Source organism: Microcystis sp. M061S2, from assembly GCF_020245605.1.
In the GTDB taxonomy this organism is placed as follows: domain Bacteria; phylum Cyanobacteriota; class Cyanobacteriia; order Cyanobacteriales; family Microcystaceae; genus Microcystis.
In genome coordinates, this window is record NZ_JADBUP010000072.1 from 39,120 (window position 1) to 57,332 (window position 18,213).

Annotated in this window: 23 protein-coding genes; 17 read left to right on the forward strand and 6 right to left on the reverse strand. The window is 42.5% G+C overall.

The window, feature by feature from the left end:
* Nucleotides 1-212 precede the first annotated feature (212 nt).
* Complete coding sequence (locus IM475_RS12705) at nt 213-653, forward strand: DUF29 domain-containing protein (RefSeq protein ID WP_287727782.1); 441 nt, start codon at nt 213-215, stop codon at nt 651-653.
* A 157-nt stretch (nt 654-810) separates the two neighbouring features.
* On the opposite strand, the gene IM475_RS12710 is transcribed toward IM475_RS12705, so the two are convergent.
* Entirely contained in the window at nt 811-1,677 is an 867-nt protein-coding gene (locus IM475_RS12710; protein ID WP_287727783.1) for an alpha/beta fold hydrolase, read from the reverse strand.
* Nucleotides 1,678-1,970: 293 nt separating this feature from the next.
* On the opposite strand from IM475_RS12710, the gene IM475_RS12715 reads away from it, so the two are divergent.
* From IM475_RS12715 to IM475_RS12740, 6 genes are all read left to right on the forward strand, one after another.
* Complete coding sequence (locus IM475_RS12715; RefSeq protein WP_287727784.1) at nt 1,971-2,951, forward strand: ABC transporter ATP-binding protein; 981 nt, start codon at nt 1,971-1,973, stop codon at nt 2,949-2,951.
* Between the two features lie 111 nt (nt 2,952-3,062).
* Nucleotides 3,063-4,004: an ABC transporter ATP-binding protein gene (locus IM475_RS12720; RefSeq protein ID WP_287727785.1), complete on the forward strand. Its 942-nt coding sequence runs from the start codon at nt 3,063-3,065 to the stop codon at nt 4,002-4,004.
* The gene (locus IM475_RS12725) at nt 3,994-4,824 is read left to right on the forward strand and encodes an ABC transporter permease (protein WP_002784956.1); all 831 of its coding nucleotides are present in this window, start codon (nt 3,994-3,996) and stop codon (nt 4,822-4,824) included. Before IM475_RS12720 ends, IM475_RS12725 begins: the two co-directional genes overlap by 11 nt.
* Nucleotides 4,825-4,826: 2 nt before the next feature.
* Nucleotides 4,827-6,353, forward strand: coding sequence for a GldG family protein (locus IM475_RS12730; RefSeq protein WP_287727786.1), 1,527 nt, complete (start codon nt 4,827-4,829; stop codon nt 6,351-6,353).
* Nucleotides 6,354-6,400: 47 nt separating this feature from the next.
* Nucleotides 6,401-7,021, forward strand: coding sequence for a Uma2 family endonuclease (locus IM475_RS12735; RefSeq protein ID WP_287727787.1), 621 nt, complete (start codon nt 6,401-6,403; stop codon nt 7,019-7,021).
* Between the two features lie 112 nt (nt 7,022-7,133).
* Complete coding sequence (locus tag IM475_RS12740) at nt 7,134-7,709, forward strand: Uma2 family endonuclease (RefSeq protein ID WP_287727788.1); 576 nt, start codon at nt 7,134-7,136, stop codon at nt 7,707-7,709.
* A gap of 356 nt (nt 7,710-8,065) precedes the next feature.
* Here the strand turns inward: IM475_RS12740 and IM475_RS12745 are convergent, their stop codons facing one another.
* The 5 genes from IM475_RS12745 to IM475_RS12765 form a co-directional block, all read right to left on the reverse strand.
* Nucleotides 8,066-8,368, reverse strand: a complete 303-nt coding sequence (locus IM475_RS12745; protein ID WP_002798430.1) for a type II toxin-antitoxin system RelE/ParE family toxin — start codon at nt 8,366-8,368, stop codon at nt 8,066-8,068.
* Nucleotides 8,365-8,595 (reverse strand): addiction module protein, encoded by a 231-nt coding sequence (locus IM475_RS12750; protein ID WP_002798429.1) that lies wholly within the window; start codon nt 8,593-8,595, stop codon nt 8,365-8,367. Before IM475_RS12750 ends, IM475_RS12745 begins: the two co-directional genes overlap by 4 nt.
* Nucleotides 8,596-8,753: 158 nt before the next feature.
* Nucleotides 8,754-9,401, reverse strand: a complete 648-nt coding sequence (locus IM475_RS12755; protein WP_287659107.1) for a PEP-CTERM sorting domain-containing protein — start codon at nt 9,399-9,401, stop codon at nt 8,754-8,756.
* A gap of 561 nt (nt 9,402-9,962) precedes the next feature.
* Complete coding sequence (locus tag IM475_RS12760) at nt 9,963-11,414, reverse strand: serine/threonine-protein kinase (protein ID WP_287727789.1); 1,452 nt, start codon at nt 11,412-11,414, stop codon at nt 9,963-9,965.
* 90 nt (nt 11,415-11,504) lie between these two features.
* A complete protein-coding gene (locus tag IM475_RS12765) occupies nt 11,505-12,404 on the reverse strand; it encodes a J domain-containing protein (protein WP_287727790.1) in 900 nt (299 codons plus the stop codon).
* A gap of 202 nt (nt 12,405-12,606) precedes the next feature.
* Here IM475_RS12765 and IM475_RS12770 point away from each other — a divergent pair, with 202 nt between their 5' ends.
* From IM475_RS12770 to IM475_RS12815, 10 genes are all read left to right on the forward strand, one after another.
* Complete coding sequence (locus tag IM475_RS12770) at nt 12,607-13,005, forward strand: hypothetical protein (protein ID WP_002746868.1); 399 nt, start codon at nt 12,607-12,609, stop codon at nt 13,003-13,005.
* Nucleotides 13,006-13,008: 3 nt separating this feature from the next.
* Nucleotides 13,009-13,416 carry a hypothetical protein gene (locus IM475_RS12775; protein ID WP_287685926.1) on the forward strand — a complete coding sequence of 136 codons (408 nt, stop codon included), beginning with the start codon at nt 13,009-13,011 and terminating at the stop codon, nt 13,414-13,416.
* A gap of 246 nt (nt 13,417-13,662) precedes the next feature.
* Entirely contained in the window at nt 13,663-13,878 is a 216-nt protein-coding gene (locus tag IM475_RS12780) for a hypothetical protein (protein ID WP_002746864.1), read from the forward strand.
* Entirely contained in the window at nt 13,866-14,303 is a 438-nt protein-coding gene (locus tag IM475_RS12785; protein WP_287727791.1) for a type II toxin-antitoxin system VapC family toxin, read from the forward strand. The genes IM475_RS12780 and IM475_RS12785 overlap by 13 nt, the downstream gene beginning before the upstream one ends.
* Before the next feature lie 330 nt (nt 14,304-14,633).
* Nucleotides 14,634-15,248, forward strand: coding sequence for a DUF1349 domain-containing protein (locus IM475_RS12790; RefSeq protein WP_002734072.1), 615 nt, complete (start codon nt 14,634-14,636; stop codon nt 15,246-15,248).
* Nucleotides 15,249-15,406: 158 nt separating this feature from the next.
* Nucleotides 15,407-16,375: an endonuclease/exonuclease/phosphatase family protein gene (locus IM475_RS12795; protein ID WP_287659113.1), complete on the forward strand. Its 969-nt coding sequence runs from the start codon at nt 15,407-15,409 to the stop codon at nt 16,373-16,375.
* Nucleotides 16,376-16,414: 39 nt separating this feature from the next.
* The gene (locus IM475_RS12800; RefSeq protein WP_287659114.1) at nt 16,415-16,639 is read left to right on the forward strand and encodes a DUF433 domain-containing protein; all 225 of its coding nucleotides are present in this window, start codon (nt 16,415-16,417) and stop codon (nt 16,637-16,639) included.
* A 137-nt stretch (nt 16,640-16,776) separates the two neighbouring features.
* Entirely contained in the window at nt 16,777-16,995 is a 219-nt protein-coding gene (locus IM475_RS12805) for a DUF5615 family PIN-like protein (RefSeq protein ID WP_287659116.1), read from the forward strand.
* 192 nt (nt 16,996-17,187) lie between these two features.
* A complete protein-coding gene (locus IM475_RS12810; protein ID WP_287659115.1) occupies nt 17,188-17,637 on the forward strand; it encodes an FHA domain-containing protein in 450 nt (149 codons plus the stop codon).
* Between the two features lie 154 nt (nt 17,638-17,791).
* Entirely contained in the window at nt 17,792-18,184 is a 393-nt protein-coding gene (locus tag IM475_RS12815; protein WP_002799162.1) for a DUF4278 domain-containing protein, read from the forward strand.
* Nucleotides 18,185-18,213: the final 29 nt, after the last annotated feature.

An 18,213-nucleotide genomic window follows, 5' to 3' on the forward strand; every position in this document is an offset into this window, starting at 1 on the left:
AATCTTTCGGAGCGTTTACTAATCCATGATGCACGGTATTCGAGATGATTAACAAAATCTCAATAAAAAACCCTTGACAAATCCCCGCACTTGACAGATACTTATATATATAATGGGAATCCGTGCCTGCCTGCGAACCCTCTTTTTTCAGGTTAGATAAGCGTCAAAAAAATAAAAACCTAATACCTGACCAGCACTAAAGGGGATAGGGTATGACAACTAAAGACTTATACGAACAGGACTATCTTGCTTGGTTAGAAGAAACGGCCAAACAACTGCGACAAAAACAGACAGATGTATTAGATTGGGAACATCTCGGAGAAGAAATCGAAGCGCTGGGGAATGAACAGAGACATAAAGTAGATAGTTATCTCCTACAATTGCTCATTCATCTGCTCCTCTACCAATACTGGCCGGAGGAACGAGAAAGATGTGCGCGGGGATGGCAGGACGAAATCGGTAACTTTCGGGTGGAATTAGAACTTTTATTGGAGTCAAAAACCCTTTATAACTATTTTTTAACCAGAATCGCCGTTATTTACCCCAAAGCAGTGAAGCGAGTCCGACAAAAAAGCCAATTACCGGCCGCTATCTTTGCTGAAAGCTGCCCCTATAGTCCCGAACAAATCCTCGATTCCGATTTTCTCCCCTAAAATTCCAGCAGATTTTTTCAAAAAAAACCTTGACAAATCCTCGCACTTGACAGATACTTATATATAGAATGGGAATCCGTGCCTTCCTACGACCCCTCTTTTTTCAGGTTAGATAAGGGTCAAAAAAATAAAAACCTGATAACCGATCCCTAACTACCTATAAGCTTTTCATCCAATCACTAATCAACCGGTTAACCTCTGTGGGAATTTCATCGTGGGGACAATGACCAGCAGTTAGATAATATTCTGTCAGAGAAGGATAGTATTGACGGAATTTGGCCCCGCGTTCCCTAGTATTCATCCAAGGGTCCCCTTCACCCCATAACATCAACAGGGGACAGCTTAACTTTTGCAGGAGAATATCCACATTTTCCCCCCGGGGAGATTTAAACACAGAAGCAAAAACTTTGGCTGCTCCCGCATCCAGGGAAGGACGACGGATATCTTCTATTAACTGCTCAGTAATGGCACTGCGATCGAGATATACTTTCTCTAGGGTTTTGCGGATAGTTTTGGGTTGACGGGTATAGAGAAATAAGAGATAACTGGCCCAGGGTTGCAGCAAGATCGATCGCAGTAATTTTTGTGCTAAATTAGGCTGACGATTGCTTTCTGTATCGCTAAAGGGACCGGCGCTATTGAGGAGAATTAATCCCCGAACATTCTCGGAATGATTAGCAGCCACACAGAGAGAAGCGTAACCCCCCAGAGAATTACCCGCTAAAACCGTCGGTTGGCCCACAACTTCCTTGATAAAATCATTTAATTGTTGCTGCCAAAGATTGCCACTATAGACAATATCCGGTTTAGCTGATCTACCGAATCCTAACAGATCGATCGCCCATACCTCCCATTCTGAGGCTAAACCTTGCACATTTTTTCGCCAATGGTCGGTGGAAGCGCCAAAACCGTGGACTAATAGTAAAGGGGGTTTTCCTGCGACTCTAGTACCCGCTTGCACATAGTGTATCGAATTTCCTTGCCATTGCCAATTTTGCTTTATCGTCAGAGCAGCTGTATTCATCGGCTGTTTTGTTAAGTAATGTGAATAATTCTTAGTCTAACCGATTGAGAAACTGGAGACAAAGCTAGAGATTTTTGGCCAAACCCCTTGACTGAAAAGGGAACTTGACATATACTTATATATATAATGGGAATCCGTGCCTGCCTGCGAACCCTTCATTTTTGGGCAAATAACCCTAAAAAACACTCTGAAAAAAAATCTTGAGCTGGATTAATCTGCTGGTATGGGTGGCTAACCCCAGAGAATTACTCCTGAATCACTGGGACCGTTTTTTCCTAATTCCGATAACAGCTATGAAGATTTTGACGATTTTACAGGGATTAATCGACAAAAATCCCTTAACTGACGCGGATCTAGAAGAACTACTAGCGATCGAATCCTTAAGTTTTAGGGAGACTAACACTCTCATCCTACAGGAAAGGGCGGAACTATTAACGATTCTCTGGCCGCGAGTCTGGCAAAAATGTCAGGAGTTAGGGATAAATCAGCCAAATCAGATTTTGATCAGCTGTTGGCGCTTGTGGATTCCTTGGGCGCTAGAGCTACGCAGCCACGCAAAACCGTTGATTCAAGGCATTTTGGCTCCCCAAGGCACGGGAAAGACCACATTAACATCTATAATGTCGATTATTTTAGCCTATTTTGATTTAAAAGTAAATAATCTCTCTTTAGATGATATTTATAAGACCTATAATGAGCGAATAAAATTGCGTCAAAAGGATGAAAGATTGCGCTGGCGTGGTCCACCGGGTACTCATGATATAGCATTAGGAATTAAAGTTTTAGAACAGGTTTGTCAGCAAGAAAGTCCGATTTTAATCCCGCGTTTTGACAAGTCCCTGCATCGAGGACAAGGAGATAGAATTGCAGCGGAACAAGTGGAACGAGTTGATGTTCTTTTTTTCGAGGGTTGGTTTGTGGGCATGAATCCAGTAGAAGAAACAGTCTTTGATCATGCCCCCGATCCGATTAATAGGGAAGAAGACCGACAATTCGCCAGAGATAATAATCAAAGATTGCGAGAATATCTACCCCTCTGGTCAAAAATCGATCGCTTACTGATTCTTTATCCCCTTGACTACCGTTACAGTTTACAATGGCGACAGGCGGCCGAAGCAAAAGGAGGTATGAACCCATCAGAAATCGAGGAATTTGTCAAGTATTTTTGGAAAAGTTTACATCCGCAATTATTTCTGCCACCCCTGCTCAAACAAGCAGAGCTAGTGGTAGAAATTAATCGGGATCATAGTCTGGGAAAAATCAGTTATCAGTGAGCAGTAATCAGTAATCAGTGAAAAGAAAGCTCCGAACTTGTCACTTAACACTATTGACTGAAAACTCACATCTGGTAACTGATAACTGATAACTGATAACTGATAAAGCTTATGATTGAAGTCGAACATCTGAGTAAAATTTATGGTTCTACCACGGCAATCAGTGACGTGGATTTTACCGTAGAAAAAGGAGAAATACTCGGTTTCTTGGGACCAAATGGAGCCGGAAAAACCACGACTATGAGAATTTTATCTGGTTATATTCCTGCCACGACAGGAACAGCAAGGATAGCGGGATACGATGTGCATCAACAATCCTTAGAAGTGCGTCGTCGCATCGGTTATCTTCCTGAAAATCCCCCCCTGTATCCAGAGATGACCGTGGAAAGTTTTCTCGATTTTGTGGCACGGATTAAAGGCATCTCATCGGGGGATAGAAAAGCGCGGGTAGATTTAGTTTTAGGTAAATGTCAGTTACTAGAAAAAAGAAAAGTTATTATCCGCAAGTTATCCAAAGGTTATAAACAGCGTGTGGGAATTGCCCAAGCGATCGTACACGATCCACTGGTAATTATTTTAGATGAACCGACAGTAGGATTGGATCCGAAACAGATTATCGAGGTAAGAAATCTGATTAAAAGTTTAGCGGGAGAACATACAATTATTCTCTCCACTCATATTTTGCCAGAAGTGAGTATTACCTGCGATCGAGCGACAATTATTAATCGGGGTCGCATCGTGGCCAATAATATTACTACCGCTACCCCTGCCGGTTCCAGTTATGAAATTGAGATCGAGGGTGATAGGGATTCCCTGCTAGAAATCCTGCAACAACTGCCGCAAGTCGAGCAAGCAGCAAAAGTCGGCGATAACCTGCTTAAAATTGTTGGTCAAGCGGGGACAAACCTAGGGGCAGAAATTGCTAGAATAGTTGTCAACAATGGTTATAACTTATTAGAAATGCGTCGCACGCGTAAAACCCTAGAAGATATCTTTTTGGAAGTAATCGGCAGCGGGGAAAGTAACCAACAAGAGGAGAGGCATGATCAATAATATCTGGGCGATTTTTCGCAAGGAATTTCAAAGCTATTTTACCGCCGCCAATGCCTATATCATTATGGGTATATTTTGGTTAGTAGCGGGATTTTTCTTTAACTCCCTTCTCTACGGCATTATTCTCGATGTTAGTATCCAGGAACAATCGGGATTTCTGGTAGCCAGAGATACGGTATCTGAATTTATGACCACTTTCATCGGCATTATTTTATCCTCTTTATTGTTGGTAATTTTGCCCGCCCTGTCTATGGGATTATACGCAGAGGAAAAAAAACAGGGAACCCTAGAACTTTTAGCCACTTCCCCCCTGACTAATTGGAGTATTGCCATCGGTAAATTATTGGGAGTGTTGGCCTTTTTTACCGTAATGATTACCCCCCTCTGGATTTATGAAATAGTGGTTTTTAGTAGCGCAGTTCCCCCGGTGAATATAGCCAGTGTTTTAATGGCTCATCTAGGATTAATTTTACTGGCAGCGGCCATCCTAGCCATCGGGATGTTTATTTCTTCCCTTACTAATAGTTCTATCCTTGCTTACATCATCACCTTTATCACCATCTTATTTATTTGGATACTGGATGTAATTGCTAACAATGCCGAAACCTTCTTTCGAGATCGCATCGGAGGAGAAGTGGGAGAACAGATCGGATTTTTCCTGAAAGAATTGCTCTCCCATCTATCTTGGTATCAACCCTTTAACAATTTCGTGCGGGGAATTTTTGACAGTAGTAGTTTAGTCATCCTCCTCAGTTATATTCTGCTGGGAATCTTTCTAACTACTCAATCTATCGAAGCGGACCGTTATCAAAGAAACTAACTATGAGATACTGGCAAAAATACAGTAAATTTCTCTATATACCCGCCCTCTTTCTGGGTAGTGCCGGCCTAACCGTGGGGTTAATCTCCGGTCAATGGTCATCCCTCTCTCTGGGGTTATTAATTGCCGGGGCTATTCTGTTTCTAGGGTGGCTGTGGTTATTAGTAATCACTTCCAAAGACTTTTGGCAAAAAAGAAGTACCCGCACCGGCACTCAAACCCTTATTACTACTATTATTGTCCTCGGTGTTATCGGTTTAATTAACTTTCTTGCCCTCCGTTATCCCTATCGAGTTGATTTAACCGAAAACCAAATCTTTAGTTTATCCCCCCAAACCGAAAGACTATTAACCAATCTGTCAAAACCAGTCAAAGTCTGGATTTTTTCAACCCGGGGAATCAGTGCCAACGAACAGGAACTTTTAGCCAATTATCAACGCAAAAACCCCCAATTTCAGTACGAGATAGTTAACCCAGAGAAAAAACCCAATATCGCTCAGGAATTTAAAAAACTAGCCGATGATAATCTGTCCAGAGTCTATCTACAGTATGGTGAAAAAAAACAACCCCTAAAAACTATTAGTGAAGAGGAAAATCTCACGGAAGCGAAACTGAGTAACGCCATCGAAACCGCTAAAACCGATCGCACTTTAACCGCTTACTTTCTGCAAGGTCATGGAGAAAATGCCATCAAAGAGCCTCAAGGTGGATTAGTGCAAGCAGTCAATAGTTTAGAAGCAAAAGGTTATCAAGTAGAACCACTTAATCTAGTGGAACGTTCCACCATTCCCAATAATGCCGATGTCATTATTATTGCCAGTCCCAAAAGAAAAATATTTCCCCAGGAAGTCACCGCGTTAAAAAACTATCTTGAGCAAGGGGGCAAAATTTTATTACTGATTGACCCTCAAACCGAAACCGGATTAGAACCCTTATTAACCCCTTGGGGTGTGAAACTAGATAATCGAATTATTATTGATGCTTCTGGTGCTGGGGAAATCATCGGTTTAGGTCCGGCTAGTCCCATTATTACCAATTACGGCAATCATCCGATTACTCGCGATTTTGCTAACGGTATTTCTATCTTTCCCTTTGCTCGTCCCATCGCTACCGTTCCCATCGAAGGAATTGAAGCCGTATCTTTAATGATTACTAATGATAAAATGTGGGCCGAGAGTGATTTAAATGATCAGAATCTCCAGTTTAACACTGAAAAAGATTTAGCTGGCCCCTTTGATCTAGGAGTTGCCCTGACGGGAAAAAAAGGTAAATTAATCGTGATTGGTAATGCCAGCTTTGCCAGCGATGGACTGTTTGAACAACAGTTAAACGGAGATATATTTTTAAATTCTGTGCAGTGGTTAGCCAGTGGTGAAACAGCCACCTTATCTATCCGGGCCAAGGAACCAGAAAATAGAAGAATTAATTTAAATCCCCTGCAAGCTAACGCTATTTTTTGGATAGCGATGGTAGTGATGCCTTTAGTAGGATTTACCCTAGCTGGATTGACTTGGTGGCAACGTCGTTAATCGAGTTAGAATCTAGAAAAATCATCTCTCTTATTCCCCTAACTGCCATGACCACAACCCAAACCATCCCCCAATTGTTGACTTTTGATGACTATATCAATCAATATCCCGATGATGGACAACAATACGAATTAATCGCAGGAAAATTATTGGCCATGATGCGACCGATCGGAAAACACGAAGAAATTGGCGGATTTGTTTCTGGAACCCTATTCTTAGAGATAAATCGGCAGCAATTGCCCTATTTTATCCCTAATACTGCGGCAGTAAAACCCCTTCGACCCCATACAGGTTATCTACCCGATATTATTGTCTTAGACAGAGAAAATCTAGTTAACGATCCCTATTGGGAAACCGCTTCCTCAATTTCTCTGGCAACATCAGCTAAATTAATTATTGAAATTGTCAGTTCCAATTGGCGAGATGATTATCTGAAAAAATTCGACGACTACGAACAATTAGGAATTGCCGAATATTGGATTATCGATTATTTAGCCAAAGGTTCGGCCCGATATATCGGCAGCCCCAAAGAACCCACCATTTCTATCTATCAATTAATCGATGGAGAATATCAAGGTAGTTTATTTAAACAGGATCAACGTCTTATTTCAGGGATTTTTCCAGAGTTAAACCTCACTGCTAATCAAATTTTTCGTGCTAGAGCTTAAAGAAAAACCCGTATTTTTAGATTAGACCTATTGTAAAAATCAAAAACTTACCTGAGAGTAAGAAGTCAGGAGCTTATAATAGAAAACAACTCAAGAGCGGAGAAATCAATCAATGTTTGCCACAATAGAAGATAAACAAGCCCTTTCCCTCGAAGTATTTCTTGCCCTTCCAGAAACTAAGCCTGCTAGGGAATATTATCATGGAATTGTCACTCAAAAACCTATGGACAAAGGAAAACACAGCATCTTACAATTTGAGTTAGCCTCTGCCATTAATCAACAGACTAAACCTCAAAAATTAGCTTATGCTCTGCCTGAATTGCGTTGTACTTTTGCAGAACGTTCAATTGTGCCAGATATGGCGGTGATTCGTTGGGAGAATTTGCCAAGAGATCTAGATGGAGAAATGGCTGATAAATTTTTACGTTATCCCGATTGGATTATTGAAATTATCTCTCCCGAACAATCTGTTACCTTAGGGATGGAAAAGATTATTTTCTGTTTACAACAAGGAACAGAATTAGGTTGGTTGATTGCTCCTTCAGCAAAGTCAGTCACCGTTTTTCAAACAGGATTACCGAAAGTACATATTGCAACTGAAGGAAATAATGAGCCTTTAGCAGTGATTAAAGGATTAGAACGTTGGTCAATATCAGCAGTGGATATTTTTGCTTGGCTAAAGGTTTAATTTGTTCTGTCAGCATCCTTTGGTTGACCAGTTTATTCCAGAAGAGTAAAGTTGTCAAAGTTATACGGATGTGGACTCATTATGAATAACCCCTCTTATTTATTTTATACTGGTAACATTAATGATTGATTTGGATTGTAAAAATTAGGAACATGAAAGGCTTATGGTATAAGACTTTTGCCTTCCGCAAAGCGGTATAAATCCCCTCAAGATAACATAAAAATACGATATAAATACCCCCTCAACTGACTGAATGAAGGGGGCATTTATGGTATTTTTAGAAGCAATTTAGCTGGCTTTTGTGGTTTCTTTTTCGATGGATTGGGAGGGTTTTAGTTTAGTTTTGAGTATCTCGATTATTCTAAATTTCGCTTTTTCCAGTAATCAGGTTTACGTTTTCCATGTGCGATCGCAACTACCCAGATAAATGCTTCAAATTCTACATAAAAGATGATGTAAGGAAAACGGCGAATGAGATAACGGCGCATCCCTTCGATAGTATGGGCTGTTCCCAGATTAGGGTTAATTTTAATTTTTTCGAGAGCTTGTTCAATTTCAGATAGTAAATCTAGCCCTAATCCTATCTTTTGCTTCTCATAATATTGAATAGCATTGTCAAGTTCTCGTCTTGCTTCACTGTGAATAATAACAGGTTTCACGAATATTTCTCTCGTAATTCCAATAATACTTTATCCGATGGTTCACCCTTGGCTGTTCCAGCATAAATTTCGGCTAATCTTTGAGTTAATTCTCTATCCCAAGCCTCTAAAACATTGTCATCTACACCTTCATCTAAGGAATGGATGAGAAAGTAAGCTAGTTCAGCGCGATCTTGCACAGAAAGTTGAGCAAGTTCTATTTTGAGGGTTTCTGCTGTTTTAGTCATCTTGAAAGCATCTATAACCAGTCATCTTAGATTGTAGCAGCTCTCGGCTTGCAAGATAAACCATACTCCTTAAAATCATGAGAATTGAGAGAGTTATGCAAAAAACACCCCCTCAACTGAATGAATGAAGGGGCATTCATGGTATTTTTAGAAGCAATTTAGCCTACTTTTGTGGTTTCTTTTTCGGTAAATTTGGAGGGGTTTAGTTTGCGTTTGAGGGTTGAAGTTGCGCCGAGTGTTCCGATGGCGAGGAGGCTGAGGATGGCGGATGGTTCGGGAGTATGTCTACCTTGAATTTTTAGTACGTAACCAGCAAAGGGGGGAAATCCGATTAAAGAAACACCAGTTAATGAAGCTGTGTAAGTATCATAATGTTCCCCATGAGGTAGAGGACCACTTGATTGGGTAGCAGTTACACTTCCACCAGGAAATGGTTTCTTATCTACTGTAAGATTGAAATTAAAAGGAGTTCCAGGACCATTGCCATCTTGCCCATCAGAAGTAGGCTTATTATGAAATATTGAACCATTTATGCTAACTGAATTAAAAGACACAGGAGGATCTTGATTTATATTTGCTGTTATAGTGCCTTGTATTGTCCACCAATTACCGACTAAGCTAAAATCTTGAATCTCACTAGGAAAAATTGGATTTCCTTCATTATCTATATTACCTTGAAATAACCTTACATTAACTGCAAATTCATCATCTCTTATAAAATTTAAATCAAACGAAAGAACAGGTTTAAGATCACATATAAGCCCTATGGCTGTTCCAAAAATTAAAGCCAAATTTAAACCTTTCATTTCTTACCTCTGAAAAATCTCTGTTATGGGACAGTCCCCCCCACATCCAGATCAAGCAACAGCCCAACCCAAGACTAAAAGGAGATGGCAGAATGATACACACTCCCCCCCCCACAACTGTATCAAAAGCTACATTTTAATAAATCTTTACATTCCTTTCCCCGATTAGCGATTCACAGAGCAAAGAGTCTCAGGTGTTTTCCCCTGTTTTTTTTACTCCTTCTCAGGCGAACTATCCTCATTCCGTGAGATATTGTGGCGCAGTATGTCGGATTCGCCTTTGCCTTCTCCCTTGACTGATCCTCCACTCGATCGCAAACTAAATTAAACAGGATTACCTCGCGCCAACCAGATTATAGACTGGGGATAATAGAAATAATTGAATAGGGCTAAATTACCGGAGGAAACCTTAACTAGCATTTTTGATCTACTGCGTCAACTGGCAGAGCAGATAGAATCAGAAGAATTAAGCCTAAACAGTAGCTATCTTCCATTGTAGGGAAAAGGGCAAAGGTTTAAGAGAAAATTATCATCTTCCCCTTTCCGACTTCTGCAAGCAGTCTATTGATTACTATTTTCTTCAGGAGGAGAAGGTGATAAAACAGGAGGAGCGATCGGTTCAATTTTATCCTCATTAACCGGGGGATTAATCACCTCTGGAACAGGAGAAGGAGAAGGAGAAGGGGAAGGAGAAGGAAGGGGAGAAACTTGAGGACTTGGCTCCGTTTCAGGAAGGGGAACAGGAATAGGAATTACTTCTTCTGGGGTGGGACTAGGAGTTAATTCTGGAGTCGCTTCTGGAGTAGGAATCACCTCTGGGGTAGGAGTAGGAGATGGAGTGGGAGTTGGGGAATAAATGGGAGTCCGTTGACGAGAAGGTCGTCGGATAGGGGGAAAATCTTGGGAGGGAGGAGGAATGATTTCAGGACTAGGAGAAGGTTCAGGGGTTGGTAATGGTTCAATTTCCTCATTTTTAGGTAAAAGAGCCATAAATCCCCGATATCCTAGGGCAAAAGCTCCAATTGTCACCGCAAAAATCAGCAAAATCCGCAGCCAAGGATTCTTTTTTTCTCCAGAATTGGGTTGAATAACCACAGTGGGGGAGACGGTTGGTTTTGGGGGTGTAGAGGACTTTAATCGGGGATTATGGGGAGAAACAGCGATAGTCGGTTGGGTGGACAAATCCGGGGATATTTCTGCCAAAGCTGCTAACATTTCCCTAGCAGTAGCAAACCGATCCCGGGGATGAAAACGGATCGCTCGATCGATTACCATAGCTAAATTAGGATTAACATTTTCTGCCTCCTGTCGCCAGAGAATTTCCCCCGTGCGCGAGTCAGTTTCTAGATATTGGGGAGTTTTTCCCGTTAATAAAAAAATCGCCGTTAAGCCTAGGCTGTAAAGGTCACTAGAAAAGACCGGTCTCCCGGCAGCCTGTTCCGAAGCCATATAACCGGGGGTGCCAAGGGCGATCGAATAGGCACTTTTTCCCGTAGGATCGAGTAAGGTGGCGACAGCCTCTTTCATTACCCCAAAATCGATTAAAACGGGCAAATTATCACTATTTCTTAAGATAATATTATCGGGTTTCACATCCCGGTGAATAATGCGGCGACTGTGAATAAAATCAAGAACAGGCAGCAAATTCTCCAAAATCGTCCGCACTGCTGAGGAGGATAAATTTCCCTGTCGTTGCTGTTTTTGGGTTAGTGTCTCCCCTTCAATCCATTCCTGCACCAGATAGAAGTGATTATCTTGGGCAAAATAACCGTATAAACGGGGTATTTGGCGATTTTGTTCCCCCAATTCCTCTAAAACGCTTGCTTCTTTCTGAAAACGTTCTTTTAACCATTCTGGCATCCCCTCACTTTGAATAGCCGGCTGCAATTTTTTAATCACACAGCGCCGTTGAGAAGGCATATTCGTATCGATAGCGATATAAGTTTCCCCAAATCCCCCCCTAGCAAGGGTGCTAACAATTTGGTAGCGATTGTTTAAAAGCACTAGATTCATTACCTTGAGAGTGCAAGCGTGGTCCTAGATTGTTCCTAGACTAACATTCTTTTGTTAAGGAAAAAGTCAAGGGAAAAACTAGAGTCAAGTCTAAGGAATCCAGCGACGGATTTTCGTCCACAAAGGTGCATTATCTTGACTACTCATCTCCTGAAAACTTTGATAACAATCGTAGGCGCGATTAAGATGGGCGGTGATTTCTGTAGCATTGGGATGAGAATTGCGATCGGGATGCCAATAACACAAGAGAGTTTTATAATTATTCTCAATCCGGCTAGTCGTGGTAAAAGGAGTAATCCCCAAAACTCGCCACCAAACGGGGTTAGCCGACTCTATAATCATCACGGCCAAGGAACGGGGCGAAGGATAGAGAATTTGGGCGATTAATGACCAATCTGACCCATAACACACCCGATAAACCGCTTTAACCCGCTCTTTTCCCAACTGTTCACAAGCTTGTAAATGCCATTGACGAAAATCCCTCCGCATCTGCTGATGAGTTCGCAAATCTCGCCTGGCAAATCTGCCCTCAGCTAGTTTATTAGTGCCAATAGTGTTAAAGTTACCATTAGCGATCGCTTTTAGATCCCAGTAAAGATGATAAAAAGGATCTTGACCCAAGGCCAGACTTTCCAGAATTTCCTTAGCGTAACCTCTAGCCGGATTTAACCGCAATAATTCCCCTAATTCCCGACAAAACTGCTCATTTTCGGGCATACCGCGCCATTGCCAATAATTAATATCCGGTTTTGCCAGAGACTGCCTATATACACTGCGCCACACCTGCGGAACAGTACAGGCGATCGGGGTAGCCAAGGGAGTAGCCAGGGGACAAAATTGACCCTTTAAAGAGCTTTCAGGAGCATCTTCTAGTAAACAGGCAAGATGATAGGCGGGATGACTACGGGGCTTTTTTTGGGGGCTAATAAACCAAAAAGCCGTTAAAATGAGAATTAGGTACAGGAGTAGAGAAAGAATTTGCTCCGCCATCGCCACTTTTAGTTAGTCTGCTCAGTTACCCGAAGAATTATAATTCGTGCTATGATCGCTGAAAAGTTCTTTGTATCTCGGCTGATTGTCAGAAATCTACAAAATGGGGTGATATGCCGAAAGTTTCCCCATATTCTTACTCTGGTTATTCGGAAAGTTTTTGTATAATCAAATAGTTAAACCTAAAAAATGAGGCAAAATAATGACGGACAAAAATAAGCCAGAAGAAGTTCAAGAAGCAATGATTTCAGTGGGAGTGGGTACGGCGATTGGAGCTAGTGCATCGGCAGTAGTTGGCGGTATGGGACTGGCTGTAGGAGGAACTGCTCTAGGAGTCGGTATGGCTCCAGTAGCAGCAGCAGGAGCAGTGGTTGGCACAGCAGTTTACGGAACCAAAAAAGCAATAGAAGAACAAGACGCAACGGCAATTGGAGCAGCGGCAATTGGTGCGGGTGCTGGAGCCGGTATATCAGCATTAGTTGGGGGTATGGGATTAGCAGTAGGGGGGACGGCAGTTGCAGTGACGATGGCTCCCGTAGCGGCAGTAGGAGCAGTAATTGGTTTAGCTGGGTATGGTATCTCTAAATTATTCACTGAGTAAGTAATGGCTACACGGAAAAGACAGTCCCCCAATGCTGCTCAAAAATTAGTAAGAGGAGCAATTCGGGACTTTATTAATCAGCTTAATGGCATAGTTATTGAGCCGGAGATAAATACTCCTGTAAAGGGTACAGAGGCTTGGTATCGGGACAAACTGGCTAGGGAATTAGGAGGAAAAACCGAGGTTTACATTGATAAGGTAGGTAGAATAGATGTCTTAACTAATACGGAAATAATTGAAGTTAAAAATACAAAAGGCTGGAAATCAGCGATCGGGCAAATAAAGAGTTATGGACAGTATTATCCTAAGCATAAAATGAGAGTTCACCTATTTGGGAAATTGACTGAGAGTAAACTGGAAACTATTCAGAGAGTATGTAACCTAGAAGGCATAACTCTAACTTGGGAATAGTATGATCGCCGATCTGGTAGGATGCGTTCCCTAATGTAACTCCTACTGCTCCACCGATCGATTTTGGGGAACGCACCATAGTCATTGATTCAAGCAAATGATAATAAGCTAAAAACGTCTAGGCACAGCGACGGACGGGAGTGCGATCGGATATAGACAAATATGGGGGCATTTTACCTTACTTTTTGGAGCCGTGATCTGTGGGCAATATGACATGATTAATAGAAGAAACAGGGAGTAAAGAGCATGACTACCTATCAAGATGTTCGCCGGCAAGTTGAGAATCTCACCCCAGACGAGCAACTTCGCTTGTTAAAAGAGTTAGCTGTAATGGTACGTCGCCCTATGCTTGTTAAGCCCAAGCATAGCATTATGGAACTAGAAGGACTAGGAAAAGAAATCTGGAATGGACTTGATGCTCAAGAGTACGTTAATCAGGAACGTGCCTCATGGAATGGCTGATGCAACTACAAGGTCAAGTTGTGGGTTTGGATACCGCGCCACTCATTTACATGATGGAGCAAAATCAGGCATATTTAGGGCTTGTTCGTGCCTTTTTTGGGGCAGTAAGTCGAGGCGAGTTTCAAGTTGTTACCTCTACGTTGACGCTGACGGAAGTTTTGGTGCATCCATTACGCTCAGGTAATGTAGAACTTGCCTGCCAGTATCGTGATATTCTTCTCGATCAAGAAAACTTAATTACTGTACCTATTTCCCTTGAGATTGCCGAAGTTGCCGCCCAGTTAAGAGCAAGACAAAACTTGCGCACTCCAGACGCAATTCAGATCGCCACTGCTATGGGAGAAGGTGCTATGTTTTTCTTGACCAATGATGCCCGTTTAGCTGCTGTCCCAGATTTAAAAGTTTTGGTTTTGGATGCTCTGTAACAGTACACCAATCTGGTAGGGTGCGTTCCTTAAACATTGATTTAAGCAAATGATAATAAGCTAAAAACATCTATGCACAGCGACGGACGGGAGTGCGAGTGCCGTCGAATAATTGTAAATTTTTGTTACGAAGTGCAGTCAGATTGAAGAATTAGTGATAGGGTCGCTGAAAAGTTCTTTGTATCTCAGCTGATTGTCAGTAATCCACAAAACGGGGTGATATGCCGAAAGTTTCCCCATATCCTTACTCTGGTTATTCGGAAAGTTTCTGTATAATCAATGGTTAGCTGGCCTCGTAATATCACGATGTATCTGATTAGGAGCGATATTATGCGACTTAGTGAAAATTTTTTACAGCCAGCATTGTCAGATGATTTTTACTGGCTCAACGAGCCGACGCATTATCGTTTGGGTAATGGCTTGGAAATTTCTACAGATGAAAAAACTGATTTTTGGCAAAACACGCACTATGGTTTTCAAAGAGACGATGGGCATTGCTTATTGATGCGACAAGTTGGCGATTTTTCCCTAATGACCCAAGTAGAATTTCAGCCTCGGGAAAAATATGATCAATGTGGCCTAATGGTGCGGATTGACAGTCAGAATTGGATAAAAGTTTCCACGGAATATGAAAGCGAACAAGCTAGTCGGCTTGGTTCTGTGGTGACCAATTTGGGATATTCTGATTGGGCAACGCAAGACATTTCTTCACGATACCGCGAAATGTGGTATCGCATCAGTAAACGGGGGAGCGATTTTCTGCTAGAGAATTCTTATGATGGGCAGGCTTGGCTGCAAATGCGGATCACACACTTACACAAGATAGCCGACGATTGCCAAATCGGAGTGTATGCCTGCAGCCCAATAGGCAAAGCGTTTCGCTGTTGTTTCAAAACCTTGGAAATCTCAGACAATCAGTGGCTGGCAATACCAGAAGCCAGCTAATAACTGTATGCACCCGACTGGCGCTACGCGCCTTAACGCCTGGCTTGTTGTGGTTAACGGCTTGTCTCAAGATCTGAGTTGCCGATTCTTTGTACACCCTATAAACTGGTTGGAGAACTTAAAGATTCACCTAATAAATCCGTCTAATAATAGATGTTATGCTGACCAGTATTTTGCTGTGGTTGATCGCACTTAGCCTGTTGCTAATCAGCTTCACCCCTGGAGAATGGTACAAGCTGTGGCTCTTTGAGATTTTGGGGGCAGGCTATCTTTGGTTTGCGGCCTTGACTTTGATATTGCTGTTGGCTCTGTTTTTACCCAGGTTCCGCCCTTCCCGCCGGAAATTGATGATCACCTTAGCTGTAGGGCTGGGGTTTTATGTCAGCACAATTGCTACCTGGTATGTTCCGAGGTTCCGAGATGCTAGAACTGGTGGTCTCCCATTGACCGTAATGACCTACAACGTCAACTACCAACTATGGGAGACCAGTGCCGTGACTAACCTGGTTCGGGCAAATCCCGTAGATATATTCGGGTTAGTTGAACCCCTCAAGGAGCAAGCCGCAGAGCTACTAGACAAGGTGCAGGATCTTTATCCTTACTATTACCGCGCAACGGGAGGCGGACTGAGTTTATTTAGCCGCTATCCCATTACAGAGGCAACGACTGATAACTTGGGAACCCGCCACCATAGCCTATTCGCAAGCGTTAATGTGACAGGACACCCCATTCGGGTTGTTGTTGCCCATCCCCTTGCCCCTATATCCATACCTAACTTTATCAATCGTAACCAGGCGATGGTAGCCCTGGCAGCCTATGCAGCACAGCAGTCAATCACCACCGTGATGATGGGTGACTTTAACCTCACCTCCTGGTCGATTTATTTTCGCAACTTTATCATTAACTCAGGATTACGCAGTGTCAATCTAGGGCATGGACTAAATCCAACCTGGTTTTACGCTGACGGAGCGCGATCGCTATCCCATCTCGATCATTGGAAACAAGCTCTAAAAATTCCCATTGACCACATTTTCGTCAGTCAAAATGTCAGGGTTGATCAGGTCATCACACTGCCTTCAGGTGTATCTGATCATCGTCCAGTGATTGCAAAACTACGAGTGACGTAGCTTGTTTTAGCCCCTCATAACGGAGGTAACAAAACCTTAATGGAAAGTCGTATCCATATCAATCCAGATATTTGTAATGGAAGACCTGTTATAGCTGGAACCCGAATTCCGGTGCAAACAGTTATGGAATTTTTGGCAGCAGGGGATTCTATTGAAGAAGTCCTTGAAGAATATCCTTCTCTGAATCGAGAAGATATTTATGCCTGTAGGCAATTTGCAGCAAGATTGATGGCGAATCACTATGAAGTCAGAAAAATTGCATGAATGGTTTTTTCTTTGATGAAAATTTACCAGCTAAAATCCTGTTCACTCCATCTTTACCGATCGTTCATGTTTCGGTTTTAGGTAGAAGTCCAAGGGATACGTAAATTTGGCAATATGCAAAGGATAAAAAACTGGTTATTGTTACGAAAGATGCGGACTTTTCCGAGCGACTAATGCTAGATTTTTCCCCACCTAAAGTAGTACATCTCCGTTTTGGCAATATACGAAAACGAGAATTTCATCAGTTTTTAGCCCGTATTTGGCCACAGGTTGAAGCTTTGGTCACTGTTCAAACCCTTCACTCCATTTTGAAAGGCAAGAGTAAGACTGGTTCTGTATTCTGTGCTACCGTTTGAATTTGGAATTACTGTGACCTTGCCCTATCCACGTCTGTTAGACTTCTGATAAGAACGAATCGCACTAGAACCCTATATCTTTGATTATCTCGGCGTGATCTCAGTCGAACGCTCAGTCGAACGGTTTCAGCCCTTCGGTAAAACTGAGGGCTTCGGCCGTGAGATCAGCCGAACGGTCTTCACCTGACATTTATGATAGAATTCACCCTGTTCACCGCCTCTATCGTGCCGACAACAGTCACCGTGATCACTTTAACTCTTTTGCACCCCAGTCAGGCCACGCCCCTACAACATTGGCAATTTGACAATGAGCAGTCAACCATTCTCATCGGCAGGGCGCTGGATAATCATGTGGTTCTCTATAGTGCTGTGGTTTCGAGGCGGCACTTAGAAATCCACCGTAATGATCGCGATGACTGGGAATTGGAAAATTTAGGGTCAAATGGGACGTTTCTCAATGGCAAAGCGATCGAGAAAACCGCCGTCGTCGATGGTATGGTGGTTCGTTTAGCCACCTCTGGCCCGCAAATTCAAATTCGTCTCATCGATGAGGACGAGCAACCAAAATTAATCCTCAAACCCCTAGAGGCTCCTTTGGTGGGCGACCAAACCCAGCCGGAAAAGGATACTATCGCCAGCTAGAAAATATTAAATTTTTATAAATTTTTTTCAATTTCCCTAACAAAATGTAAAAATAGATACAGAATAATAAATAAGATCTTTTCATTTGTTGTCCCTATATAGGGACGACAAGGGGGATTAAAGTCACTTTAAAGCATTGCAGGGAGTCGGTGATATGACGTTAGCCTATCGAGGAGTTAAGTACGAAAGGGATTCTCTCCCCTTGGAGATGAAGACTGGAGATATCGGCGGTAAATACCGAGGTCAAGACTGGAATCACCATTATCCTCGCCATATGCTCCAATTAGAGCCGAAACTGCATCGTCAGTATCGTGGAGTTGCCTACAGCACCCGTCCTCATCTTGCCGGGCAAGTCACCCCAAACAGTTGTCCGTTGCCCGTTGTCAAACCCCCTGTTGTTGTCCAAGAGGAAACCCTTTCTAGCATCCATCTGAACAATATTCGTCGTCGTCTGGAACGTCGTTTACAAATCGCTCAAGAGAATGGTGACGAAACCCTCGTTAATCTCTTGAAAAAAGAATCCCAAGACTTAGCCTTAAACTGCTAGATTAGCGGTTTTTCCCCACTTTCCCCTCG